The organism is Streptomyces sp. NEAU-YJ-81, from assembly GCF_017592595.1.
Lineage (GTDB): Bacteria > Actinomycetota > Actinomycetes > Streptomycetales > Streptomycetaceae > Streptomyces > Streptomyces hygroscopicus_B.
This window is the reverse complement of sequence record NZ_JAGFNO010000004.1, coordinates 420002-441589: the sequence shown is the minus strand read 5'-3', so window position 1 is coordinate 441589 and position 21588 is coordinate 420002. Positions and strand designations below refer to the sequence as shown.

Below are 21588 nucleotides of genomic sequence, written 5' to 3'. Positions count from 1 at the left end.
GCGCAGCGGTTGTTTATGCGTCTTTGAGTCGTTACTTCGGCCGCGTATGGCCTATCTCACAGCCACCTTCGGTCTCATGCGTCACGGCGCCGTTCCCCAGGCGTTCCCGGGTGAGGACGTCCACCAGCCGCTGGAGGGCCGGGTTGGGGCTGTCGGGGCTCCAGCAGGCGTGGAGGGTGACGGAGTGGGCGTCGGCGGGGGCCAGTTCGCGGTAGCGGACGCCGTGGACGCCCATGGTCATGATCGAACGAGGTATCAGGGCGCAGCCGAGGCCCGCGCGGACCAGGGCGAGCATGGTGGGTACCTGGGAGGTCAACTGGCTTACGGCGTAGCGGTCCACGCCGATCATGGCGGCGCAGATGTCGTGCAGATAGCGGGAGCCCTCGGGGCTGTACCCGATGTAGTCATCGGCCACGTCCGTCAGGGCGACGGGGGTGTCGTCGCCGGAATGGGCCAGCGGGTGGCCGGCGGGGACCGCGAGGACCAGGTCCTCGGAGTGGACCAGCAGCGACGCGTACCCCTCGGGGATGGGCGGCCGCACCAGGCCCAGGTCGATGCGCAGCTCCGAGAGGGCGGCGAACTGGTCGGGGCTGACCAGTTCGGTCAGCTCGACGGTGACGTCGGGGAGGTGGCGGTTCACCAGGTCCAGGACATCGGCCAGGATGGCGTACGCGCCGATCGCGGTGAAGGCGAGCCGCAGGGTGCCGGTGCGGCCGTCGGCGGCGCGACGGGTGGCGGTCGGCGCGGCGTCCAGCAGGGCCAGGACCCGGTGGCAGTGGTCGAGGAAGACCTGGCCCGCGGCGGTGATCCGGGCGCCCCGCCCGGTGCGCTCGAACAGGACGACGTCCAGGGCGCGTTCCAGGGCCTGGATCTGACGGGTCAGCGGGGGCTGGGTCATGTTCAGGCGCGCGGCGGCCCGGCCGAAGTGCTGCTCCTCCGCCACCGCCACGAAGCCGCGGAGCTGCTGCAGGGAGAGGTTCATACCCTCAGAGTATGGGGCGATGCGAAAGTGGGCTTGGACGGGCATGGCGGCCCGCCTCTACGGTCATGACGACCGCCAGGGCAGATCCGCGCCGATCCCGTCCGAGGAGCCAGGTTGTCCAGACTCGCCGTCGCCATGACCCCCCAGCGTGCCGCCGATGTGATCAGCGCCGAGGCCCGGCAGCTGATCGAGAAACGTTACGAAGTGACCTGGGCCGATGAGCCGCTGACCGAGGATGTGGTGGCCCGGCTCGCCGCCGGCAGTGACGTACTGCTGACCAGTTGGGGCACGCCCCGTCTGGACCGGGCGATCTGGTCCGGCGGCGGTGGCCCCCAGGTGGTGGCGCACGCCGCCGGGACGGTGAAGAAGCTCATCGACCGCGAGGTGCTCGACCAGGGCGTCACGGTCTTCTCGGCAGCCGGGCGGATCGCCTGGTCCGTGGGGGAGTACTGCCTGGCGGCGATGCTCACCCTGGCCCGCCGGCTGCCGCTGTTCGACACCGCGATACGGGCCGGTGGCTGGAAGCAGAGCGGTTTCCGGGGCGGTGAACTCACCGGCCACCGGGTGGGCATCCTCGGCGCGAGCTCCACGGCCCGCGCCCTGATCACCCTGCTCCGGCCGTTCGGCTGCGAGGTGGTGGTGTACGACCCGTATCTGGACGAGGAGCGGGCCGCCGCGCTGGGGGTACGGACCGCCGCGCTCGAGGAGGCGCTCGGCTGCCCGTTCGTCTCCGTCCATGTGCCCGATGTCGCCGACACCCGCGGCCTGGTGAGCGCCCGGCTCATCGAGCGGATCCCCGACCACGCCGTGGTCGTCAACTCCGCGCGGGGCCCGGCCGTCGACCAGGGCGCGCTGCTCGAACAGGTGCTGGCGGGGCGGCTGTTCGCCGCGCTGGACGTCTTCGACCCCGAGCCGCCGCACCTCGGCGAGTCCGTGCTGAGCTGCCCCAATCTGCTGCTCACCCCGCATATCGCCGGGGACACCGTGGACGGGCATCTGGCGCTGGCCGGCTATGTGATGGCGGACGTCGCCGACTGGCTGGACAAGGGTGTCCGCGGTCCCAGTTTCGTCGACCCCGCCTCCTGGCCCATCGCCGCCTGAGCCACCTCCTGAGCCACCTTCGCACTCCGTACCCGACCGTTCGCGTCATCGACCTTATTGACAGGAGTCACTCACCATGTCGCGTATCACGGCGGTCGAGGTCTTCCCCGTGGCCGTGCCGTTCGCCCGGCGGTTCGTGCTGGGCAGCGGCGCCGTCGGCACCCCCGATCAGGCGGGTGCGGTCGTCTTCGTCAAGCTGACCACCGAGGACGGGGTCGTCGGCTGGGGCGAACAGCGGGCCCTGCCCAGCTGGAGCTATGAGACCGCCGAGACGATCGCCGTGGTCATCAAGCGCCATCTGGCCCCCATCCTGCTCGAACTCACCCCGTTCGACGTGGAGTTGTTCCACGCCCGGGCGAGTCGCCGACTGAGCCCCGCGGTGTCCAACGGCTTTCCGTTCGCCCGGGCCGCGGTGGACATCGCCCTGCACGACGCGGCCGGCAAACTGGCCGGGCTGCCCGTCCACGCCCTGCTGGGCGGCAAGCTCCGGGACACGGTTCCGCTCTGCTCGGCCATCGGCGTGGGCGAGCCCTCCGCCGTCCGCGAGCACGCGCTCCAGTCCTCGCACTACACCGCCTACAAGGTGAAGATCGGCGGCGATCCCGTCGCGGACACCGCGGCCATCACCGCGGTCGCGGAGGTCGCCGCGGGCAAACCCCTGTGGCTGGACGCCAATCAGTCCTACCGGCCGACCGCCCTGACCCGGCTCATGGACGCGGTACGCGAGGTGCCGCACCTCCACTGCGTGGAACAGCCCGTGCCGGGCACCGACACCCTCGCCCTGCGCCGGGTGCGGGATCTGATCGGCCTGCCGGTCGCCATCGACGAGGGCAGCTTCACCGCCCAGGACCTGGCCCGCACGCTGCGCCTGGACGCCGCCGATCTGGTGGTCGTCAAGATCTGCAAGTCCGGCGGACTGCGCAACGCCCTGAAGACCGCCCAGGTGGCGCTGGCGGGCGGACTGGAGGTGCTGGCCAGTGGGCTGACCGACTGCGGTATCGGCTTCGCGGCCGCGCTGCACCTCTTCAGTCAGCTGGAACTGGCCCTGCCCGCCGAACTGAACGGACCGGAACTGCTGACCGATCTCTACGTGGCGAACCTGGACATCGTCGCGGCCACCGCCACCGTCCCCTCCGGTCCCGGCCTCGGCGTCGAGGTCGACGAGGAACGCATCCGCGCCGAATCCCTGGACCTGGCCTTTCTCTGAACTCGGCCGCACTCCGACCCAGCAGCGAGGAGACGACGATGTCTTCCAGCTTTTCCCGTCGTGCCCTGCTCAAGGGGGCGGCCTTCGGCGGGCTCGCCACCACGGGAGCCCTCAGCGGCTGCTCCTCCGGCCCGCCGCCCGGCACGGCCACCTGGTCCATGTGGTCCAGCAGCCCCGAGGAGCAGCGGGTCTGGAGCGACTTCGGACATTACGTCGAGCGGCGGATGCACATCAGATCGGCCTCGACGCTCACCCCCTCCGACGGCTACCCCACCAAACTCGACCTGCAGCTCGTCAGCGGAACGGCAAGCATGGTCACCGCCCTGAACGGCTGGCTGATCCCCACCTACGCCTCACGCGGCGCGCACCGGCCGCTCGACGATCTCATCGCCGCGGACCCCGACTTCGACCTCGACGACTTCTACCCCGCTATTCGCTCCATCTCCTCGTTCGCCGGCCGCACCTACGCCATCGGCTTCGATGTGGCGCCGACCGTGCTCTACTACAACAAGACGCTGCTGGAGCGGAACGGTGTCGATCCGCCGTCCCCGACCGAGCCCATGAGCTGGGACACCTTCCGGCAACTGGCCATCGAGCTGAGCAAGCCGAAGGACCAGTACGGCTTCACCTGCTCGCCGACCATCGACGACCTGGTGTCCTGGATCTACTGCGCCGGTGGCAATGTCGTCGACGGGGACCGTGACACCAGCCCCCTGGACGCCCCCGAGGCAATGCAGGCCATCCACTACGTCGTCGACCTGTTCACCAAGGACCGGGCCACCCCGCCGATCGACAACCTGGTCACCCAGAACGCCTCCGGCGCCTCCCTCGCCAACTTCCTCCAGGGCAACGTGGCCTTCATGCAGAACGGCCCCTGGCAGGTGCTCAACGTCCGCAAGGCGTCCTTCGAATGGGACATCGTCCCCTTCCCCGCGGGCCCGGCGGGAAGCAAGCCGCGGGTGTCGGGCTCCAGCTTCGCCATCCCCTCGGGGGTCAAAGGCGACGATCTCGACCTGGCGTGGCGGCTGCTGAAGACCCTCACCAGCACGGGGGCGCTGGACATCTACGCACGGGCCGGGCGCAACAACCCGGCGCGGCTCTCGGCCGCGAGCGCCTTCGAACCGCCGCCCGCCAACCTCGGCATCGTCCAGCGGATCCTCAAGGGCGAGGTGGCCGGTGGCCATCCCTTCGACGTCACCACCAACTGGAACCGCGTCCGGCTGCTGTTGGCCCAGGACCTGCCCCGGGCCTTCCTCGGCCAAAAGAGCTCCGGCGACGCGATCGACGGTGTCATGCCACGGCTGAACGCCCTGATGCGCCAGCACCGGGACGCCGTCCGCCAGGCCACCTGAGGGAGGATCACGATGGCTGCCCCAACCCACACCGCGGCGACCGCGGCCCCACGGCGAACACCGCGTGGCCCGCTGCGTGGCCGCCGGTCCCGGCGGCACGGCTCGGAGACGCTCGCCGCCTGGCTGTTCCTCCTGCCGAGCCTGGCCGGATTCCTGGTCTTCACCGCAGGACCGGTCATCGCGGCCGGGGTGATCTCACTGCTGGACTGGAATCTGTTCAGCCCGCCCCGCTTCATCGGACTGGACAACTTCGCCCGGCTCGGACCGGACGACACCTTCTGGTCGGCGCTCGGCAACACCGCGTACTTCACCTTCGTCAGTGTGCCGCTGACGCTGCTGGTCAGCCTGGGACTGGCACTGCTGCTCAATCAGGGGCTGCGGCGCATGGCGGTGTTCCGGTCGCTGCTTCTGCTGCCCTACGCGACGATCACCGTGGCGGTGGCCTTCGTCTGGGTCTGGCTCTACATCCCGCACGACGGGCTGATCAACGCGGTGCTCGGTGTCTTCGGCATCGACGGACCGGCCTGGCTGATCTCGGACGACTGGGCCATGCCCGCCCTGATCGTGATGAGTGTCTGGAAGAGCTTCGGCTTCGGCATGGTGATCTTCCTCGCCGGGCTGCAGGCCATTCCGCAACAGCTCTACGAGGCCGCCAAGGTGGACGGGGCCTCGCCCTGGCGGACCTTCCGCGAGGTGACGCTGCCCCTGCTGTCGCCCTCGGTGTTCTTCACCGTCGTCACCTCGATCATCGGTTCCTTCCAGGTCTTCGACCAGGCCCTGGTGATGACCGACGGCGGGCCGGGAACCAGCACCACCACGCTCGTGATGTACATCTACCGGACCGGATTCGAGAACTACGAGCAGGGCTACGCGGCCGCGCAATCGATGGTGCTGTTCGCGTTCATCGTGGTCATCACCGCGGCGCAGTTCCTGCTCCAGCGGAGGCTGGTGCACTATGACCTCTGACGTTCCCGCGCTCGCGGCGCTGCGCCGCTCGCCCGTGGCGGCCCGGCGGCTGCTGGTGTTCACCTGTTTCCTGGTCACCGCGGTCACCCTCACCCCCATCGTGATGATGGTGCTGGTGGCCTTCCAGTCCGACACCGAGTCGATGGCGGCGCGGCCGTCGCTGTGGCCCGGCAGCTGGCATCCGGAGAACATCGGCCGCGCCTTCGACCTCGTCCCCCTGGGCCGCTATCTGCTGAACACCATCATCTTCGCCGGCGGTACGGCGCTCCTGGAGACGGCCACCGCGGCGCTGGCCGCGTACGCCTTCGCCCGGCTCCGCTTCCGTGGCCGCAGCGTGCTGTTCGGCGTGTATCTGACCACCTTGATGATCCCCTCGCAGGTCACGCTGATCCCGCAGTTCATCCTGGTGGCGAAGATGCACGGGGTGGACACCTGGCCCGGGATGATCCTGCCGCACGCCTTCACCGCGCTCGGGGTGTTCCTGCTCCGCCAGTTCTTCCTGGGCGTCCCCCGCGACTACGAGGAGGCCGCCCGCCTGGATGGGGCGAACCGCTGGCAGACCTTCATCCGGGTCATCATCCCGCTCGCCGTCCCGGCCATCGCCACCCTGGCGGTGTTCAAGTTCATCAGCCAGTGGAACAACCTGCTCTGGCCGCTGGTGATATCCAACAGCGACTCCACCAGGACCGCGGCGGTCGGCCTCCAGGTGTTCCAGTCCACCAACGGAACCCAGTGGAATCTGCTGCTGATGGCGGCCGCCATCACCACCGTGCCGCTCATCGTGCTCTTCTTCCTCACCCAGCGCTGGTTCGTCAAAGGCATCACCATGAGCGGGCTCGGAGGCCGCTGACACCATGACATTTCTCTGGTCCGTCTTCACCAAACCGTGGTCCGCACTGCCCGGCGAAACCCTGGGCCCGCTGGTGTCCGGCCTCGGTTTCGCCGGCGCCGAGATCCCGGTCCGGGACACCGCCTACGTCACCCCGGCCGAAGCCGGACGGCTGCTGCCGGAGTTCACCGCGCGGCTGCGAGCCGAGGGGGTCGAGGTGATCAGCGTGGCCGGCGATCTCAGCGAACCCGTCTTCGCGGCCTGCCGGGAGGCCGGCGTGCCGATGATCCGGGTCATGGCCGAGCTGGGCCCCGACGGCTATGCCGCCTCGGTCCGCCGCGTACGGCGGCGGCTGGAGGACGCGGCGCCCCTCGCGGAGCGGTACGGCGTCCAGGTCGGGGTGCAGCCGCACCACGGGCGCTATGTGTCCTCCGCGCTGGGGGTGATGGACCTCCTCGACGGCCTGCCGGCCCAGCATTTCCGGGTGATCTGGGACGCCGCCCACGACGCGCTGGCGGGCGACGAGCCGCGGGTCACCCTGCCCCTGGTCGCCGAGCGGCTCGGCATCGTCAACCTCAAGAACGTCATCCATGTGCGCACCGAACCGGCCGCCGGAGCCGTCGGCGGGCACTGGAAACCCTGGTTCGTGCCGGGCCCCGACGGGCTGGCCGACTGGTCGGCGGCGCTCGGCCAGTTGGCGGAGCTCGGCTACACGGGCCCGGTGTGTCTGTCCGGGCAGTACTCCGACTCCGGCGTCCCGGTCGAGGAACGCCTGATGGCCGATCTGGCGGCGGCACGCGACGCGGCGGGCGCCGCCTGACCGGGCGTCCCGCTCACCAGGGGGAGCGGGAGAACCCCGCGCCCCCGCTCCCCCCGGCCCCTCCTCCCAGAGGCTCCTACGGCAGGCCACCCGGCTCGGGGCCCCGGTAGCCCGCCCTGGACGAATCGTCGATGCCCACCTCGTAGCCGATACCGGAGTGGAGGGTGTTGCCGTCGACCCGGGCGCCGGTCGAGTGGTAGGCGAGGCCGATGGCGTGGTCGGTGGGGGCGGCGAACACATTGCCGGTGATGGTGGCGTTCTGCACGTCCTCGAACATCAGGGCCTGGGAGGCGCGCAGCGTCTCGCAGTGGTTGCCCCTGATGGTGAAGTCGGAGGTGGTGCCCCGGCCGTCGCCCTCGCCGTCGTTCGGGCCCTCGGCCATCAGGCACATGTTGTCCACCTTCTCGCAGCGGTTGTTCTCGATCCGCACGCGATGGCTGGGCGGGGTGTCGCTGGCGAACGTCTGCATGCAGTCGGCGTGCCGGCCGTGGCTGTTGTCGGTGTCGCGGACGGTGTTGTGCGTGATGGTCAGGTCGTCGCCGAAGAACCGGATACCGTCGCCGTCCCCGCCCCTCGGGCCGATCACGGTGTTGTTCCGCACGGTGACGCGGTGGCCGGTCAGCTCGATCCCGGGCGCCTCCGGGCGGATGGACCGGAACCCCTCGACGATCACATCGTCGGCCTCGATGGTGATGCCGTCCACGGCGTCCCCGTCCACGGCGTCCCCGCCCCCGGCGTAGGTGATCGGGTGCTCCCGGCTTCCGCCCCTGGTGATGACCAGCCGCTGCCGGGACAGATCGCCGTCGAAGCAGACGGTGTCGCCCGGCTTCGCCCGGCGCGCGGCCTCCCGTGGGGTGGCGGCGTGCAGGGTGCAGGGCGCGGCCCCCCGCACGGTGGTGGCTGACCCCGTCGGCGCGGCGGCGCCCGAGCCGCCGTCCGCGTCCCGCTCCCGGGGCCACGACGGACTGGCCAGGGCGGCCAGGAGTGCGAGGACCGAGACGGCGAGGAAGCCGAGGACGAGTCTCCATGTGATCCGCATGGCGGGAACCGTAGACCCGGGTCCCGGGGACCGGTCCCGCCGTCAACCGCGCATCGCTGTTGCACGGTTCACTCCACCGTCACCGTGCGCCTCTAGGTTCACATCGACACACGGAAGGGCGTGATCCCCGATGGAGACGCACGGAGCACAGCGAAAGAGATTCAGACGCCGATCGGCGCTGGTCGGCGGGGGAGTGGCGGTGGCGATCGGCGCACTGCTCGCCCCGCTCGTCGAGGCCCCCGCGGCGAGCGCGGCGCCACGGGCCGACGAGGTACGTCACCCCGTCGATTACGTGGACCCGCTGATCGGCTCCGCGGGCGGCGGCAACACCTACCCCGGCGCCAATCTGCCGTTCGGCATGATCGCCTGGTCGCCGACCAGCACCGCGGGCGACCAGACCAACACCGCGGCGGCCAACGGCTATTCCTACGACACCACCCGGGTCCGGGGCTTCAGCCTCACCCATGTCAACGGCGCGGGCTGCCACCCCGGAGCCGCGGGCGATGTGCCGATCATGCCGTTCGTGGGTGAGGTCGACAGCTCGCCCACCGCCGACACCAAGGACCAGAAGTACGCCGCCGGTTTCTCGCACGACCACGAGAAGGCCGAGCCCGGTCGCTACCGGGTGGGGCTCGACTCGGGCGCGGCCGCCGATCTCGCGGTGAGCGAGCGGGCCGGTGTCGCCGACTTCTCCTTTCCCAAGGACGCTCCGGCCCGTCTGCTGTTCCGCACCTCCAACTCCCTCAACGGCAGCGAGAACGCGCATATCGAGATCGACGCCGAGCGGCGCAAGGTCACCGGCTGGGTGCTGACCGGCGCGTTCTGCGGACGGCGCGCCAACGGCGGTGAGAACAACCGCACCACCTACTACCGCCTCTACTTCAGCGCCTCGTTCGACCGCGCCTTCTCCACCGTGGGCACCTGGGAGAACGACCGGCTCACACCCGGTGCCACCACCGCCGACGGCGGCGAGGGCTATCTCACCGGCGCCGACCGGGCCGGGCGTGGCTCCGGCGGATACGTCGGCTTCGACACCACGCGGGACAACGATGTCCGGATGCGGCTCGGCATCTCGTACGTCTCCCTCGCGGGCGCCGAGGCCAACCTCCGCGCCGAGATAGCGCCCCGGGCGAGCGTCGCCGACGTGGCGGCGGCCGGACGGGCCGCCTGGGACCGCCGGCTGCGCGCCATCCGGATCAGCGGCGGCAGCGAGCCGCGCCGCACCGCGTTCTACACCGCCCTCTACCACGCGCTGCAGCAGCCCAACCTGATCAGCGACACCGACGGCCGCTACCCGGGCATGGACGGCACACCGCACCGCCTCGAGCGCGGGCAGACGGCGCAGTACAGCAACTTCTCCGGCTGGGACCAGTACCGCGCCCAGGTGCAGCTGCTCGCCCTGCTCCAGCCCCGGGTCGCCGGGGACTTCGCCCAGTCGCTGTTCAACTTCGCCCGGCAGAACGGCGGGGTGTGGGACCGCTGGGTGCACATCAGCGGCGCCACCCATGTGATGACGGGCGACCCCTCCGCCGCCACGCTCGCCACCTTCTACGCCATGGGGGTACGGAACTTCGACGCCAAGGGCGCCTTCGACTCCCTCTACCGCCAGGCCACCGTCCCCCACCCCGACGGGCTCTCCGACAGGGGCTGCCCGGGACAGTGCGAGGGCCAGCGCCCGAACCTCGCCCAATACCTGGACTCGGGGTACGCGGCGCAGGACGCCTGCCACTGCTGGGGCGGCGCCGCGGAAACCCTGGAGGACTCCGTCGCCGATGACGCGCTCGCCCGCTGGGCCCGGCTGCTCGGCCGGGAGAAGGAGGCCGATGAACTCGGCGCGCGCGGCGGCTACTGGCGCCATGTGTTCAACCCCGAGGCCACCGGCACGGCGGGCTACATCCAGGCCAGAAACCGGGACGGCTCCTGGGTGACCCCCTTCGACCCGGCGTCCGACCGGGGATTCGCCCAGGGCAGCGCGGCCACGTACACCTGGATGGTGCCGCAGGACGTACAGGGGCTCGCCGAGGCCATGGGCGGACGCGAAAGCGCGGCGGCCCGGCTGGACGGCTTCTTCCACAAGCCCGACGGCTCCTGGTCGGTCCGCGGCGGCGATCCGCTCCGCTACGACCCCACCAACGAACCGGGCATCCACGCCCCCTGGCTCTACAACGCGCTCGGGCAGCCCTGGAAGACCCAGGAGACGGTGCGCCAGATCGTCGCCACCGTGTACGGCACCGGGCCGAAGGGGCTGCCCGGCAACGACGACCTGGGCACCATGTCCGCGTGGTACGTGTTCGCGGCGCTCGGCATCTATCCCCAGGCACCGGGGCGTGCCGAGGCCCTGCTCACCGGACCGCTCTTCCCCCGTGCGGTGATCGCCCCGGCGGGGCAGCGGCGCGCCCTGACCATCGGCGCCCCGGAGGCGTCCGACAGCCACCTCTATGTGCATGCGGTGCGGGTGAACGGCACACCACACGACACCTCATGGCTCGACGGCTCGTTCCTGCGCCAGGGCGGATCGCTCTCCTTCGACCTGGCCGACCGGCCCGACACCACCTGGGCCACCGACCCGGGCGGGCTGCCCCGCTGACGCACTAGCCCGGCGCGTCGGCGAACGTGTCCGCGCGGATATGGGCCATGGGCCGGCCCGCCACCCGGTACCTGCCGTTGGGCACCCGGCCGGACCGGGACACATGCACGGTGAGCGGGCCGGCCCACTCATAGCCCTTGTCCTCCGCATGACGCGCCAGGCAGTCCGTCAGCTCCTGTCCCACCTGACAGCCACGCCGGGTGAGCTCCTCATGGACCGCGTCGGCGAGCTCGACGTCATAGACGTTGGGCACGACCACCCGGGTCGGTCCGCACACCACGGCGTGGCTGTCGCATTCACGTTTGAGCGCGCCGAGGAGTTCGACGGGCTCGCTGCGGACCACCTTGGCCAGCAGCGATTCCTCCCAGCGCGCTATCGCCCGTTCCCATCGGTTCAGCGTCTGCATGCCCTCCCGCGTTCCCGATACGGATCACCTCATGCCCTCATCGGCGCCGCTCACCGTCCCCGCGGGTCCGCCGGAGCGTGAAGGTGTCCACGGGTTCGATACGGCCGTAGAGCCCGGTGACCGCGTAATAGGTCACCGACATCGTGGTGAGGCCGCCCGGTTCGGTGCCGGGGTCGACGGAGAACGCGGCGAAGCCGTAGGGGTTCACCCGGTCGCGCACCGCCGACCACGGGGCCGCCTCCGTCACATAGACCGGGGTCTTATGGCCATTCGCACCGGTGGCTCCGACACCGGTGATGACATTGCACCGCGGGGTGTCGAACAGGACGTCCATCGACGGGACCGAGGTGCCACCGCCACCGATGACCATATGGACGGTTCCCTCGGTGGTGTCCACCAGATCGGTGCGGGTGGCGGCGGGGGTCGGCGTCATCGTGTCGTTGGGCTCCCGGCCACGGATCGGGTGGGAGCGCTCGTAGTGGTGTTCATGGCCGCAGACGACCAGGTCGACGCCGTAGGTGTCGAAGAGCGGCAGCCACTCCTGCCGGATGCCGAGGTCGGCGCCGTTGCCCGGGTGGTCGGCCGTGGAGACGACCACCTGGTGCATGACGACCACGATCCAGTCGATGTCCCGGTCGGCCCGCGCCCGTGCGAGCTCGGCCTCCAGCCAGCGCCGCTGGGCCCCGCCGGAATAGCCCCGCACATAGGTGTTCCCGGCGTCCTGATAGGCCACGTCGTCATTGGCCAGGCTCACGACGCGCACCGAGCCGACGGTGAAGGCGTACCACAGCCCCTGGGTCTCGGCGTCGCCTCCGTTGCCGGGCAGCGAGAAGTACGCCTGGTAGGCGGCGAACCCGATCGGCCCGTTGCCCAGCTCGTTCTCGTGGTTGCCGGCCGCGGGCATCCACGGCCTGAACCGCGAGGACCGGCTGGTCATGTCGAACCAGTCCGACCAGGTGCGCAGCCGGTCCTCGGCCAGGTTGGCGTAGCACAGATCGCCGTTGATGAGATGGAACAACGGCGCGACCCGCTCGACGGCGGTGGTCACGTCGTTGGCGTACGGCGAGCCCAGGTTGTCGTTGAGATAGGTGAGCTTCTCGGTGATCTTCGGCGGCTTGGGGCCGTTCAGCTTGCCCACCGTGGGTGTGCCCTGGTCGCCGAAGCTGGTGAAGGTGAACGGTGCCCGGCCACTCGGCCCGGTGTGGAACGACCCCGCCTCCGGTGTCGCCCCGTCGTGGACGGCGGCGTAGACGTAGCCGGTGCCGGGGCGCAGCCGGCTCAGCCGGGCGTGATGGACGTAGATGCGCTGCTGGGATGTGGCGTCCTGGTAGGAAGTGGTCCGCGCGGTGACCTCGGAGCCCATGCCATGGGCCGGGGTGCCGAACATGACATGTGGCCGTCTCACCGGGACCGGTGTCTGCCAGGACACCACGACCTCCCGGGCGGCGTCGGCCCCGAACTGCAGATGCAGCCCGCTCACCGGCGGCATCCCGGAGCCCTCCGGCCGGGTCCACAGCACCGGCGAGGCCGCCACCGCCTGCTGCTGGGACATCAAGGTGCCCGCACCGGCCGCCGCCGCGCCGGCCGCGCCCAGCAGCCCCCGGCGGCTCACCCGGGACTCCGTCGATGTGGTGCCCGTGGTCTTCGGTGTCGTCGTCATGGGGCGAAGCTCCCATGGGCTCGCCGCCGCCTGACACCGTGGCGCCGTGAACACCACGGCACGGCGGGCTACCGTCGGACGACCGGACGGCGAACCCGGACAACCATCTCGGTGGACGGTGGCGGATGTGCGTTGCCAGAGGCGGTGGCGGCGCAGCACGCTGTTTCCTGTGAACGATCGGGACGAAGAGCTGCGCGGGCTGGACGCGGTGCTGCGGGAGCTGCGGCACTCCCGGTTCGGGCTGTACGGACCGCTGGTACGGGAGCGCTTCCTGGGCGGGCTGCCCGGGGATGTCACCCCGACCGGCTACCGGGTGCTGCGCTTCGTCGAGGCCAGCTCCCCGCCGGGGCCAGCCGTGTCCGACATCGCCGCCCTGCTGCTGTCCGACCGGGCCCGCGCCGTGCGCGTCGTCGACCGGCTGACGGCGGCAGGGCTGGTGACCCGGGTGCGGGACACCGTGGACGGGCGGATACGGAGGGTGGAGCTGACCGACGCCGGGCGCCGCCATGTCGCGCTGGCGGCCGAGCGGCGGACACGGCTGCTGGGCGAGGCCGTCGCGGACTGGCCGGACGAGGACCTCGCCCGGCTGACGGAGTTCCTGGAGCGGCTCAACGCCTCCGTGGCGCGCCATCTGCCGGTGTCCGGCGCGTCCGGCGCATCCGGCGTGTCCGACGGCCGGTGACGCGGGACCGGGGCGCCACCGGCCCCGCGTCACCGCCGCGGGTGTGTCTCGCCGCGGGAGTGGCCGCCGGCTAAGCCTTGGACGCCTGGAAGTTCCGGAACAGCAGATAGGTGTCGAGGATGTCCGACGAGGCGCTCTCGACCGAGCGGTAGATGCCCCACTTGGGCCGCTGGTAGTCGTCCTGGTCCGGCATCTTCACATTGGACATGCTGCCCTGGACCGCGACCGGGGCGCCCGACCCGGTGCCGTTGCGGGCCACGAAGGCCGCCTTGCCCTTCGAGCCGATGGTGAGCGTCCACTCGATGGTGATCCACTTGTTGCGCAGCGGCGACAGATTGGTCGAGGCGATGTCCGGTGATCCGGAGTTGGCGTACGCACGGGCCCGCAGCGTTTCCGTGCTGCCGCTGCGGCCCAGGTCCAGGGTGATGTACGGACCGCCGTTGTCCGCCGGGGTCTTGGTCTGGAAGATGTGCGTGAACTTGCTGGTGCCGTGCAGCGAGGTGGGCATGAACATCTCGTAGCTGATGGTCCATGTCTCACCGTCGTGCATCTTCAGGGTGGTGCCGTCCTGCACCATGCCCTTGGACTCGGTGCGCTGGCGGTCGCCGCCACCTGTGGTGTCCCGGTCGTCCTTCCAGATGTTGAAGCGGTAGTGGTCACCGCCCTCGACGACCACATAGTCCCGGTCGGGGTGTGCGTTGCCGCGGTCGGCCTCGATGCCCTCGAACGCCTTGAGCCCGGCGCTGGACGGGTTCGGATGCCAGAGCAACTGCGCGGCCGCGGCCCGGGAGGCGGCGGAGGCCGGGGTGGCCCCCGAGGTCAGTTGCTCGAGGGCGATCGGTGTTCCGACGGCGGCCGCGGCCATCGAGCCGAGGACCCGGCGGCGGCTTAACGAGCGGGGAACGAGGGGTTCTGCCATGGTCGTTGACTTCCTTCCTGATCCGGTAAAGGAGCGGCGTGCTCATGGCGCACCACGCACATTGGACCGGACCAAATGGACCGTCAAGGCTCACGGGTGGTTCTTTACCTCAGAATGGCATTCACATAGATGAACAGGCATGCCCCTTTTTGGGTGCTTCACAGGTCCCATCGTCTCTGATGATGGCCCTCTATTCGCCATTCTGAACGCATAGACACTGTCTACTCCTCTCTGGTAGACAGTGTCTATGGATGAGCGTGAGCAGGACTCGGGTCTCCGGTCCCGATTGGTGGACGTCGGAGTGGGGCTGGTGGAGGCGGAGGGGGTGCAGGCCCTTTCGCTGCGGGAGATCGCCCGTCGGGCCGGGGTGTCCCACGGGGCGCCGCGGCGCTACTTCCCGACGCATCTGGCCCTGCTGTCCGCCATCGCGCGCCGCGGCTTCGAGCGCCTGGCCGACCAGGCGGGTGAGGCCATCGCCGCTCATGAGGGCGATCCACGCGGGCAGTTGACGGCTCTGGCACGGAGCTGTCTCGACTTCGCGCTGACCAACCGCGGCATGTTCGAGCTGATGTTCCGCCACGATCTCCTGGAGAGCAACCAGCTCGGGCTGCGGGAGACGAGCCTGCCGCTCTTCGCCACCCTCGTCGACCTGGTGGCCAGGGTGCGGCCGGACTCCGGCGCGGAGCCACGGATCGTCGCGGGCGCGCTGTGGGCGAATCTGCACGGCATCGCCCAACTGTGGGGCTGGGGCAGCCTTCAGCTCGCGGTGGGAGTGGATGACGCCGAGCCGCTGCTGCGTGCCGCGCTCGACGCACACCTCGGCCCGGAGCCCCGATGAGCGCCCCGCGCGCACGACGCCTCACCCTCGTCGGCAGCGTCACCGGGGCCGTGATCGTCGCCCTGGACGGCACCGTGCTGACCGTCGCCCAGCCCCGTCTGCAGCGGGACCTCCACGCCACGTTCGCCCAGGTCCAGTGGACCAGTACCGGATATCTGATCGCCGTGGCGAGTCTGCTGGTGTTCGCCGGCCGCCTCGGCGACCGCTACGGGCATCGGCGCGTCTTCGCCATCGGGATGCTGGGCTTCGGCGCCGCCTCGGCGGGCATCGGGCTCGCGGGCGGCATCGGCTGGGTGATCGGGCTGCGGGTCGCCCAGGGGGTCTTCGGGGCGCTGCTGCAACCCGCCACCCTCGGGATGCTGCGCGCCGCGTATCCGCCCGACCGGCTCGCCGGGCCCCTCGCGGTGCGCACCGGCGCCATCGGGCTGGCGGCCGCGGCGGGCCCCCTGGTCGGCGGGGCGCTGACCACCCAGCTGGGGTGGCGGGCGGTGTTCTTCCTCAATGTCGCGCCCGCCCTTGCGCTGGGCCTGACGGCGCTCGCCATCCGGGCCCCGATGGCGCCCCGTGAGACCGCCCGGCCGCGGCTCGATCTGCCCGGTGCCGCTCTGCTCGCGGTGGCGCTGGCCGGGCTGGTGCACACGCTCGTCGGCGTCCCCGGAACCGGCTGGACCGCGGTGACCGCGCTCGGACCGGCGAGTGCCGTGGTGGCCGGAGGCGTCTTCGTATGGCATGAGCGCCGTACGGAACATCCGCTGGTGCCGCCGGGTCTGCTGCGGTCGGCCACCGTCGGCCCGGCGCTCGGCGTGCTGGTGTCCGCCTCGGCCGCACTGTTCGGGGCGCTCTTCCTCGGCACCTACTATCTGCAGGACGTGCTCGCGCTGGATCCGCTCGCCAGCGGGCTGAGGGCGCTTCCGCTGGCGGTGATGATGGTGCTGGGCGCGCCGGTGGCGGCGCTGCTGATGCGCCGTCAGGGGCCCCGCCGGACTTCGGTTGCGGGGATGGTTCTGGTGGCGGCCGGTGTGCTGCTGATGTCCCGTCTCGGCCGGGGCTCGGGCGCCGAGGCGATCGGTGGATGCTTTCTCGTGCTGGGCACGGGTTTCGCCACCGTGATGGTCACCGCGACCACCGTCATCGTGCGCGACGCGTCCATGGACACCGCCGGGGTGGCGGGCGGGCTCCAGCAGACCGCCATGAACATCGGCCCCGCGCTGGGGGTCGCGGCCGCGACCACGCTGATGAGCGTGGCCGGACCGGGCGGCGGCACCGGACGGCCGTCCGGCGACGGGCCGGGCTGGGCGGCCGACGTCTTCCTCTCGGCGATGGGGCCGGCGCTGACGGCCCTCGCGGCCGTGGCCGCGGCCGGTGCCCTGCTGGCCACCAGACTGCCGGGCCGTGCGGCGGTGCGGCCACCCGAGGGTCAGCCGGTGGAGGAGCTCCCGGACGGGTCCCCGAGGTCGGAGATCGCGTCGAGCGCCTGACCCCACTGCGGGTACATCGCCACCTTCTTCAGATGCATCCCCATGACCTGTTCGCCGAGCGCGGGGTCCATGTCGTCCGAGAGCTGGAACGCCGAGAGCTTCGCGAGATGAGGAAGGATCTCGTCGTCGCCCGCGATATGCAACGGGTCATGCAGATACCGGTCCAGTGCCGCCAGATCGGCCACCGCCGCGCAGTAGGCATGGGTGAAGCCCTCGGTCGAGTCGCCGAGGAACTGGCCGACGGTGGAGAACGCGACCGGCTCCAGCGCGCCGGTACGGCGCATCGCCGCCAGAACCCTGGCCTTGTCCTCCTCGGTCGTGCCGTCCTTGAAGCTGAACCGCAACACGTTGAGCAGCATGGGGAGTTCCCCTCGTAGATGAACTGGCTGGTTCAAATTAATGTCCAGGCCCGTCAATGGGCAAGGGAGTTGGGAAATCTGAACCGATGAGTTCAGTGCGGAGTGTTGTGAGATACGATGCGCCGATGACGGCAGTGACAGCCTCGTCCGGGCGGAAGGTCTCGCGAGGGCGTATCGACAAGCGGCAGGCGATCCTTGACGCTGCCTTCACCGTCTTCGCCCGCCGGGGCTACGGACAGGCGTGTGTCCAGGACATCGCGAACGAGGCGGGTGTCGCCAAGCCCACGGTGTACAACCACCTCACCGACAAGGAGACCCTGTTCCGCCACGCCATGGAGGCCGCGGCCGACGCCGTGATGGCGGAGAACCTCGCCGTCGTCGAGCGGCTGCGCGACCCCGGGGACGATCTGCGCGCCGCCCTGGAGGACATGGCGTACCGGATGCTCCAGGTGTGCTGCGGGGAGCGTTCCCGTGCGCTGCGGCGGCTCACCTACGCCCAGGCGGCCGACTTCCCCGATCTGATCGAGATCGTCCAGGGGCGTACGGCCATCCGGCTCGGTGAGGCGCTGGCGGACCGGCTGGCCCGGCTGTCGCTGGCCGGGCGGCTGCGGCCGGGTGATCCGGCGCAGGCCGCGGAGCAGTTGCTCGCGCTGCTCACCGGCCCCATGGAGGCGCGGTCCCGGCTGGGCACCCGCAAGGTCTCCGCGGCCGAGACGCGCACGGTCGCCCGGTCCGCGGTGGACACCTTTCTGCGGGCATACGAAGCCGCCGCCACCGAGCACCCCTGACCCGAGGGCCGGGGACCGGTGGCGGCGGCTCGTCGACGCTGTCGGCTCAGCCGAGGGCGACCAGCAGATCGCCGCCTTCCACCTGCTGGATCGCGCTGATGGCGATGCGCGCCACCGTCCCGCTCTTCGGGGCCGCGATGGTGGCCTCCATCTTCATCGCCTCGATCGTCGCCACGGTGGCACCGGCCTCCACCTGATCGCCCTCGGTCACCGCCAGTGTCACCACACCCGCGAAGGGCGCCGCCACATGGCCGGGGTTGCTCCGGTCGGCCTTCTCGGTGGCCGGTACGTCGGAGGCCGCCGAGTTGTCCCGCACCTGGACCGGGCGCAACTGCCCGTTCAGCGAGGCCATCACCGTGCGCATGCCGCGCTCGTCGGCGTCGCCGATGGCCTCCAGCTCGATCAGCAGCCGGACCCCGGGCTCGAGGTCCACCGTGTACTCCTGCCGCGGGCGCAGCCCGTAGAAGAAGTCCTTGCTGTCCAGCACGCTGGTGTCGCCGTGGGCCTGCCGATGCGCCTCGAACTCCTTGGTCGGACCGGGGAACAGCAGCCGGTTCAGCGTCGCCCGCGGATCCTTCTCCAGCAGCTCCCGGTCCTCCGTGGACAGCTCCGCGGCCGTCGGCTTGGCGGCCGCGCGGCCCTCCAGCGCCTTGCTGCGGAACGGCTCGGGCCAGCCGCCCGGCGGATTGCCCAGCTCGCCGCGGAGGAACCCGATGACCGAGTCCGGGATGTCGTACCGGCCCGGATCCGCCTCGAAGTCCTCCGGCGACACTCCCGCCCCCACCAGGTGCAGCGCGAGATCGCCGACCACCTTCGACGACGGGGTGACCTTCACCAGATGGCCCAGCATCCGGTCCGCGGCGGTGTACATCGCCTCGATCTCCTCGAAGCGGTCGCCGAGGCCGAGCGCGATGGCCTGGGTGCGCAGATTGGAGAGCTGACCGCCGGGGATCTCATGGTGGTACACCCGCCCGGTCGGCGAGGCGAGGCCCGCCTCGAACGGTGCGTAGATCTTGCGCACGGCCTCCCAGTACGGCTCCAGGCCGCCGATCGCCTCGAGGTCGAGCCCGGTCGGCCGGTCGGAGTGGTCGGTGGCGGCCACGATCGCCGACAGCGACGGCTGGGAGGTGGTGCCCGCCATGGAGGCCACCGCGCCGTCCACCGCGTCCGCACCGGCCTGGACCGCCGCGAGATAGGTGGCGAGCTGGCCGCCCGCGGTGTCATGGGTGTGGATGTGCACCGGCAGGTCGAACTCCCTGCGCAGCGCCGAGACCAGCGTGGCGGCGGCCGGGGCGCGCAGCAGCCCCGCCATGTCCTTGATGGCCAGCACATGCGCGCCCGCGTCCACGATCTGCTCGGCGAGCCGCAGATAGTAGTCGAGGGTGTAGAGCTGCTCCGAGGGATCGGACAGGTCGGAGGTGTAGCAGAGCGCCACCTCGGCGATCGCCGAGCCCGTCTCCCGTACCGCGTCGATCGCGGGCCGCATCTGCCCGATGTCGTTCAGCGCGTCGAAGATCCGGAAGATGTCGATCCCGGTGGCCGTGGCCTCCTGTACGAAGGCGGTGGTCACCTCGGTCGGATACGGCGTGTAGCCCACCGTGTTACGGCCGCGCAGCAGCATCTGCAGACAGATGTTGGGCACCGCCTCGCGCAGCTTGGCCAGCCGCTCCCACGGGTCCTCGGCGAGGAAGCGCAGCGCCACGTCGTAGGTGGCCCCGCCCCAGCATTCCAGCGACAGCAGCTGCGGCACGCTCCGCGCCACCACCGGGGCCACGGCCAGCAGGTCCCTGGTGCGGACCCGGGTGGCCAGCAGCGACTGATGCGCGTCCCGGAAGGTGGTGTCGGTGACCCCGATCGTGGGCGACTCGCGCAGCCATCGCGCGAAACCCTCCGGGCCCAGCTCGGTGAGCCGCTGCTTGGAGCCGGCGGGCGGCTCGGTGGCCGGCACCGGGGGCAGCTTGGTGCTCGCGTTGATCAGATGGGGCCGCTCGCCGTGGGGCTTGTTCACCGTGACATCGGCGAGATAGGTGAGCAGCTTGGTACCGCGGTCGGCGGAGTGCCGCGCGGTCAGCAGATGTGGCCGCTGCTCGATGAAAGACGTGGTGACCTGCCCGGCCCGGAAGTCCGGATCGTCCAGCACCGCCTGGAGGAAGGGGATGTTCGTGGAGACGCCGCGGATGCGGAACTCGGCGACCGCACGCCGTGCGCGGCCGACCGCGGTCGCGAAGTCCCGCCCCCGGCAGGTCAGCTTGACCAGCATCGAGTCGAAGTGGGCGCTGATCTCCGCACCGGAGTGGGTGGTGCCACCGTCCAGCCGGATGCCCGAGCCGCCCGGTGAGCGATACGCGCTGATCATCCCGGTGTCCGGGCGGAAGCCGTTGGCCGGGTCCTCGGTGGTGATCCGGCACTGCAGCGCCGCACCCCGCAGATACACGGTGTCCTGGGCGAGGCCGAGGTCGGCCAGCGTCTGGCCGGCGGCGATCCGCAGCTGCGACTGGACCAGATCGACATCGGTGATCTCCTCGGTCACCGTGTGCTCGACCTGGATCCGCGGATTCATCTCGATGAACACATGGCGGCCCTCGCGGTCGAGCAGGAACTCCACCGTGCCGGCGTTGCGATAGCCGATCTGCCGGGCGAACTTCACCGCGTCCTCGCAGATCCGCGCCCGTAGCTCCGGATCGAGGTTGGGTGCCGGCGCCAGCTCGATCACCTTCTGGTGGCGCCGCTGCACCGAACAATCGCGCTCGAACAGATGGATGACATCGCCCTGCCCGTCGGCGAGGATCTGCACCTCGATATGGCGGGGCTCCACCACCGCCTTCTCCAGGAAGACCGTGGAATCACCGAAGGCGGACTCGGCCTCCCGCGCCGCCGCCTCGATGGACTCACGCAGCGTCTCCCGGTTCTCTACCCTGCGCATCCCGCGCCCGCCACCACCGGCGACGGCCTTGACGAACACCGGGAAGCCGAGCTCGTCCGCGGCCCGGACCAGCTCGTCCACATCGGTCGACGGCTCGGAGGAACCGAGCACCGGCACCCCGGCCGCACGGGCCGCGGCCACCGCGCGCGCCTTGTTCCCGGTGAGCTCCAGGATCTGCGCGCTGGGCCCCACGAACGTGATCCCCGCCTCTTCGCACGCACGTGCGAGATCGGGGTTCTCGGACAGAAAGCCATATCCGGGATACACAGCGTCCGCGCCCGCGCTGCGCGCCGCGCGGACGATCTCCTCGACGGAGAGATAGGCCCGCACCGGATGGCCCGGCTCACCGATCTCATACGCCTCATCGGCCTTGAGCCGATGCAGCGAGTTGCGGTCCTCATGCGGGAACACGGCTACGGTTCTCGCGCCCAGCTCATAGCCGGCGCGGAAGGCGCGAATGGCGATCTCTCCACGATTGGCGACCAGCACCTTGCGGAACATGCCCGATCCCTTCTACCTGCCCGGTACCTACAACACACGCTTGTCGGCGAACACTACTGCCGCCTACCACGCAGGACGCCCGGGGTGTGATCGAGTTCTCGTGGATGGCGTGCGGGATGGCACCCGGTCCTTGTCATCCATCGTCGCAGCG

18 protein-coding genes are annotated in these 21588 nt (G+C 70.7%); 11 read left to right on the top strand and 7 right to left on the bottom strand.

What is annotated here, in order from left to right:
* Positions 1-31 precede the first annotated feature (31 nt).
* Complete coding sequence (locus J5X86_RS13155) at positions 32-982, bottom strand: LysR substrate-binding domain-containing protein (protein WP_243980175.1); 951 nt, start codon at positions 980-982, stop codon at positions 32-34.
* A 114-nt stretch (positions 983-1096) separates the two neighbouring features.
* Between J5X86_RS13155 and J5X86_RS13150 the strand changes: the two genes are divergently transcribed.
* The 6 genes from J5X86_RS13150 (at position 1097) to J5X86_RS13125 (ending at position 7257) form a co-directional block, all read left to right on the top strand.
* Complete coding sequence (locus J5X86_RS13150) at positions 1097-2083, top strand: hydroxyacid dehydrogenase (RefSeq protein ID WP_208516923.1); 987 nt, start codon at positions 1097-1099, stop codon at positions 2081-2083.
* A 76-nt stretch (positions 2084-2159) separates the two neighbouring features.
* Positions 2160-3290 (top strand): mandelate racemase/muconate lactonizing enzyme family protein, encoded by a 1131-nt coding sequence (locus tag J5X86_RS13145; RefSeq protein WP_208516922.1) that lies wholly within the window; start codon positions 2160-2162, stop codon positions 3288-3290.
* Between the two features lie 38 nt (positions 3291-3328).
* Positions 3329-4642, top strand: a complete 1314-nt coding sequence (locus J5X86_RS13140) for a sugar ABC transporter substrate-binding protein (protein ID WP_208516921.1) — start codon at positions 3329-3331, stop codon at positions 4640-4642.
* A 12-nt stretch (positions 4643-4654) separates the two neighbouring features.
* Positions 4655-5608, top strand: a complete 954-nt coding sequence (locus J5X86_RS13135; protein ID WP_208516920.1) for a carbohydrate ABC transporter permease — start codon at positions 4655-4657, stop codon at positions 5606-5608.
* Entirely contained in the window at positions 5598-6458 is an 861-nt protein-coding gene (locus J5X86_RS13130; protein ID WP_208516919.1) for a carbohydrate ABC transporter permease, read from the top strand. Before J5X86_RS13135 ends, J5X86_RS13130 begins: the two co-directional genes overlap by 11 nt.
* A gap of 4 nt (positions 6459-6462) precedes the next feature.
* The gene (locus J5X86_RS13125) at positions 6463-7257 is read left to right on the top strand and encodes a sugar phosphate isomerase/epimerase (protein ID WP_208516918.1); all 795 of its coding nucleotides are present in this window, start codon (positions 6463-6465) and stop codon (positions 7255-7257) included.
* A 76-nt stretch (positions 7258-7333) separates the two neighbouring features.
* Here J5X86_RS13125 and J5X86_RS13120 read toward each other — a convergent pair whose 3' ends face one another.
* Positions 7334-8296 carry a nitrous oxide reductase family maturation protein NosD gene (locus J5X86_RS13120; protein ID WP_208516917.1) on the bottom strand — a complete coding sequence of 321 codons (963 nt, stop codon included), beginning with the start codon at positions 8294-8296 and terminating at the stop codon, positions 7334-7336.
* A 130-nt stretch (positions 8297-8426) separates the two neighbouring features.
* Between J5X86_RS13120 and J5X86_RS13115 the strand changes: the two genes are divergently transcribed.
* Positions 8427-10883 (top strand): GH92 family glycosyl hydrolase, encoded by a 2457-nt coding sequence (locus J5X86_RS13115; RefSeq protein WP_208516916.1) that lies wholly within the window; start codon positions 8427-8429, stop codon positions 10881-10883.
* A gap of 4 nt (positions 10884-10887) precedes the next feature.
* Here the strand turns inward: J5X86_RS13115 and J5X86_RS13110 are convergent, their stop codons facing one another.
* On the bottom strand, positions 10888-11289 hold the full coding sequence (locus tag J5X86_RS13110; RefSeq protein ID WP_208516915.1) for a DUF3662 domain-containing protein: 402 nt from the start codon (positions 11287-11289) through the stop codon (positions 10888-10890).
* Between the two features lie 37 nt (positions 11290-11326).
* Positions 11327-12949 carry a metallophosphoesterase family protein gene (locus J5X86_RS13105; RefSeq protein WP_208516914.1) on the bottom strand — a complete coding sequence of 541 codons (1623 nt, stop codon included), beginning with the start codon at positions 12947-12949 and terminating at the stop codon, positions 11327-11329.
* A 169-nt stretch (positions 12950-13118) separates the two neighbouring features.
* On the opposite strand from J5X86_RS13105, the gene J5X86_RS13100 reads away from it, so the two are divergent.
* Positions 13119-13631, top strand: coding sequence for a MarR family winged helix-turn-helix transcriptional regulator (locus J5X86_RS13100; protein WP_208516913.1), 513 nt, complete (start codon positions 13119-13121; stop codon positions 13629-13631).
* Between the two features lie 70 nt (positions 13632-13701).
* Here the strand turns inward: J5X86_RS13100 and J5X86_RS13095 are convergent, their stop codons facing one another.
* Positions 13702-14550, bottom strand: a complete 849-nt coding sequence (locus tag J5X86_RS13095) for a hypothetical protein (RefSeq protein WP_208516912.1) — start codon at positions 14548-14550, stop codon at positions 13702-13704.
* 247 nt (positions 14551-14797) lie between these two features.
* Here J5X86_RS13095 and J5X86_RS13090 point away from each other — a divergent pair, with 247 nt between their 5' ends.
* Positions 14798-15388 carry a TetR/AcrR family transcriptional regulator gene (locus J5X86_RS13090; protein WP_208516911.1) on the top strand — a complete coding sequence of 197 codons (591 nt, stop codon included), beginning with the start codon at positions 14798-14800 and terminating at the stop codon, positions 15386-15388.
* The gene (locus J5X86_RS13085) at positions 15385-16866 is read left to right on the top strand and encodes an MFS transporter (RefSeq protein ID WP_208516910.1); all 1482 of its coding nucleotides are present in this window, start codon (positions 15385-15387) and stop codon (positions 16864-16866) included. Before J5X86_RS13090 ends, J5X86_RS13085 begins: the two co-directional genes overlap by 4 nt.
* Here J5X86_RS13085 and J5X86_RS13080 read toward each other — a convergent pair.
* On the bottom strand, positions 16806-17225 hold the full coding sequence (locus J5X86_RS13080) for a Dabb family protein (RefSeq protein WP_208516909.1): 420 nt from the start codon (positions 17223-17225) through the stop codon (positions 16806-16808). The two genes, J5X86_RS13085 and J5X86_RS13080, sit on opposite strands and share 61 nt — an antisense overlap.
* A 125-nt stretch (positions 17226-17350) precedes the next feature.
* Here J5X86_RS13080 and J5X86_RS13075 point away from each other — a divergent pair, with 125 nt between their 5' ends.
* Positions 17351-18013, top strand: a complete 663-nt coding sequence (locus J5X86_RS13075; RefSeq protein ID WP_208516908.1) for a TetR/AcrR family transcriptional regulator — start codon at positions 17351-17353, stop codon at positions 18011-18013.
* A 46-nt stretch (positions 18014-18059) separates the two neighbouring features.
* On the opposite strand, the gene J5X86_RS13070 is transcribed toward J5X86_RS13075, so the two are convergent.
* Positions 18060-21437, bottom strand: a complete 3378-nt coding sequence (locus tag J5X86_RS13070; RefSeq protein WP_208516907.1) for a pyruvate carboxylase — start codon at positions 21435-21437, stop codon at positions 18060-18062.
* Positions 21438-21588 lie beyond the last annotated feature (151 nt).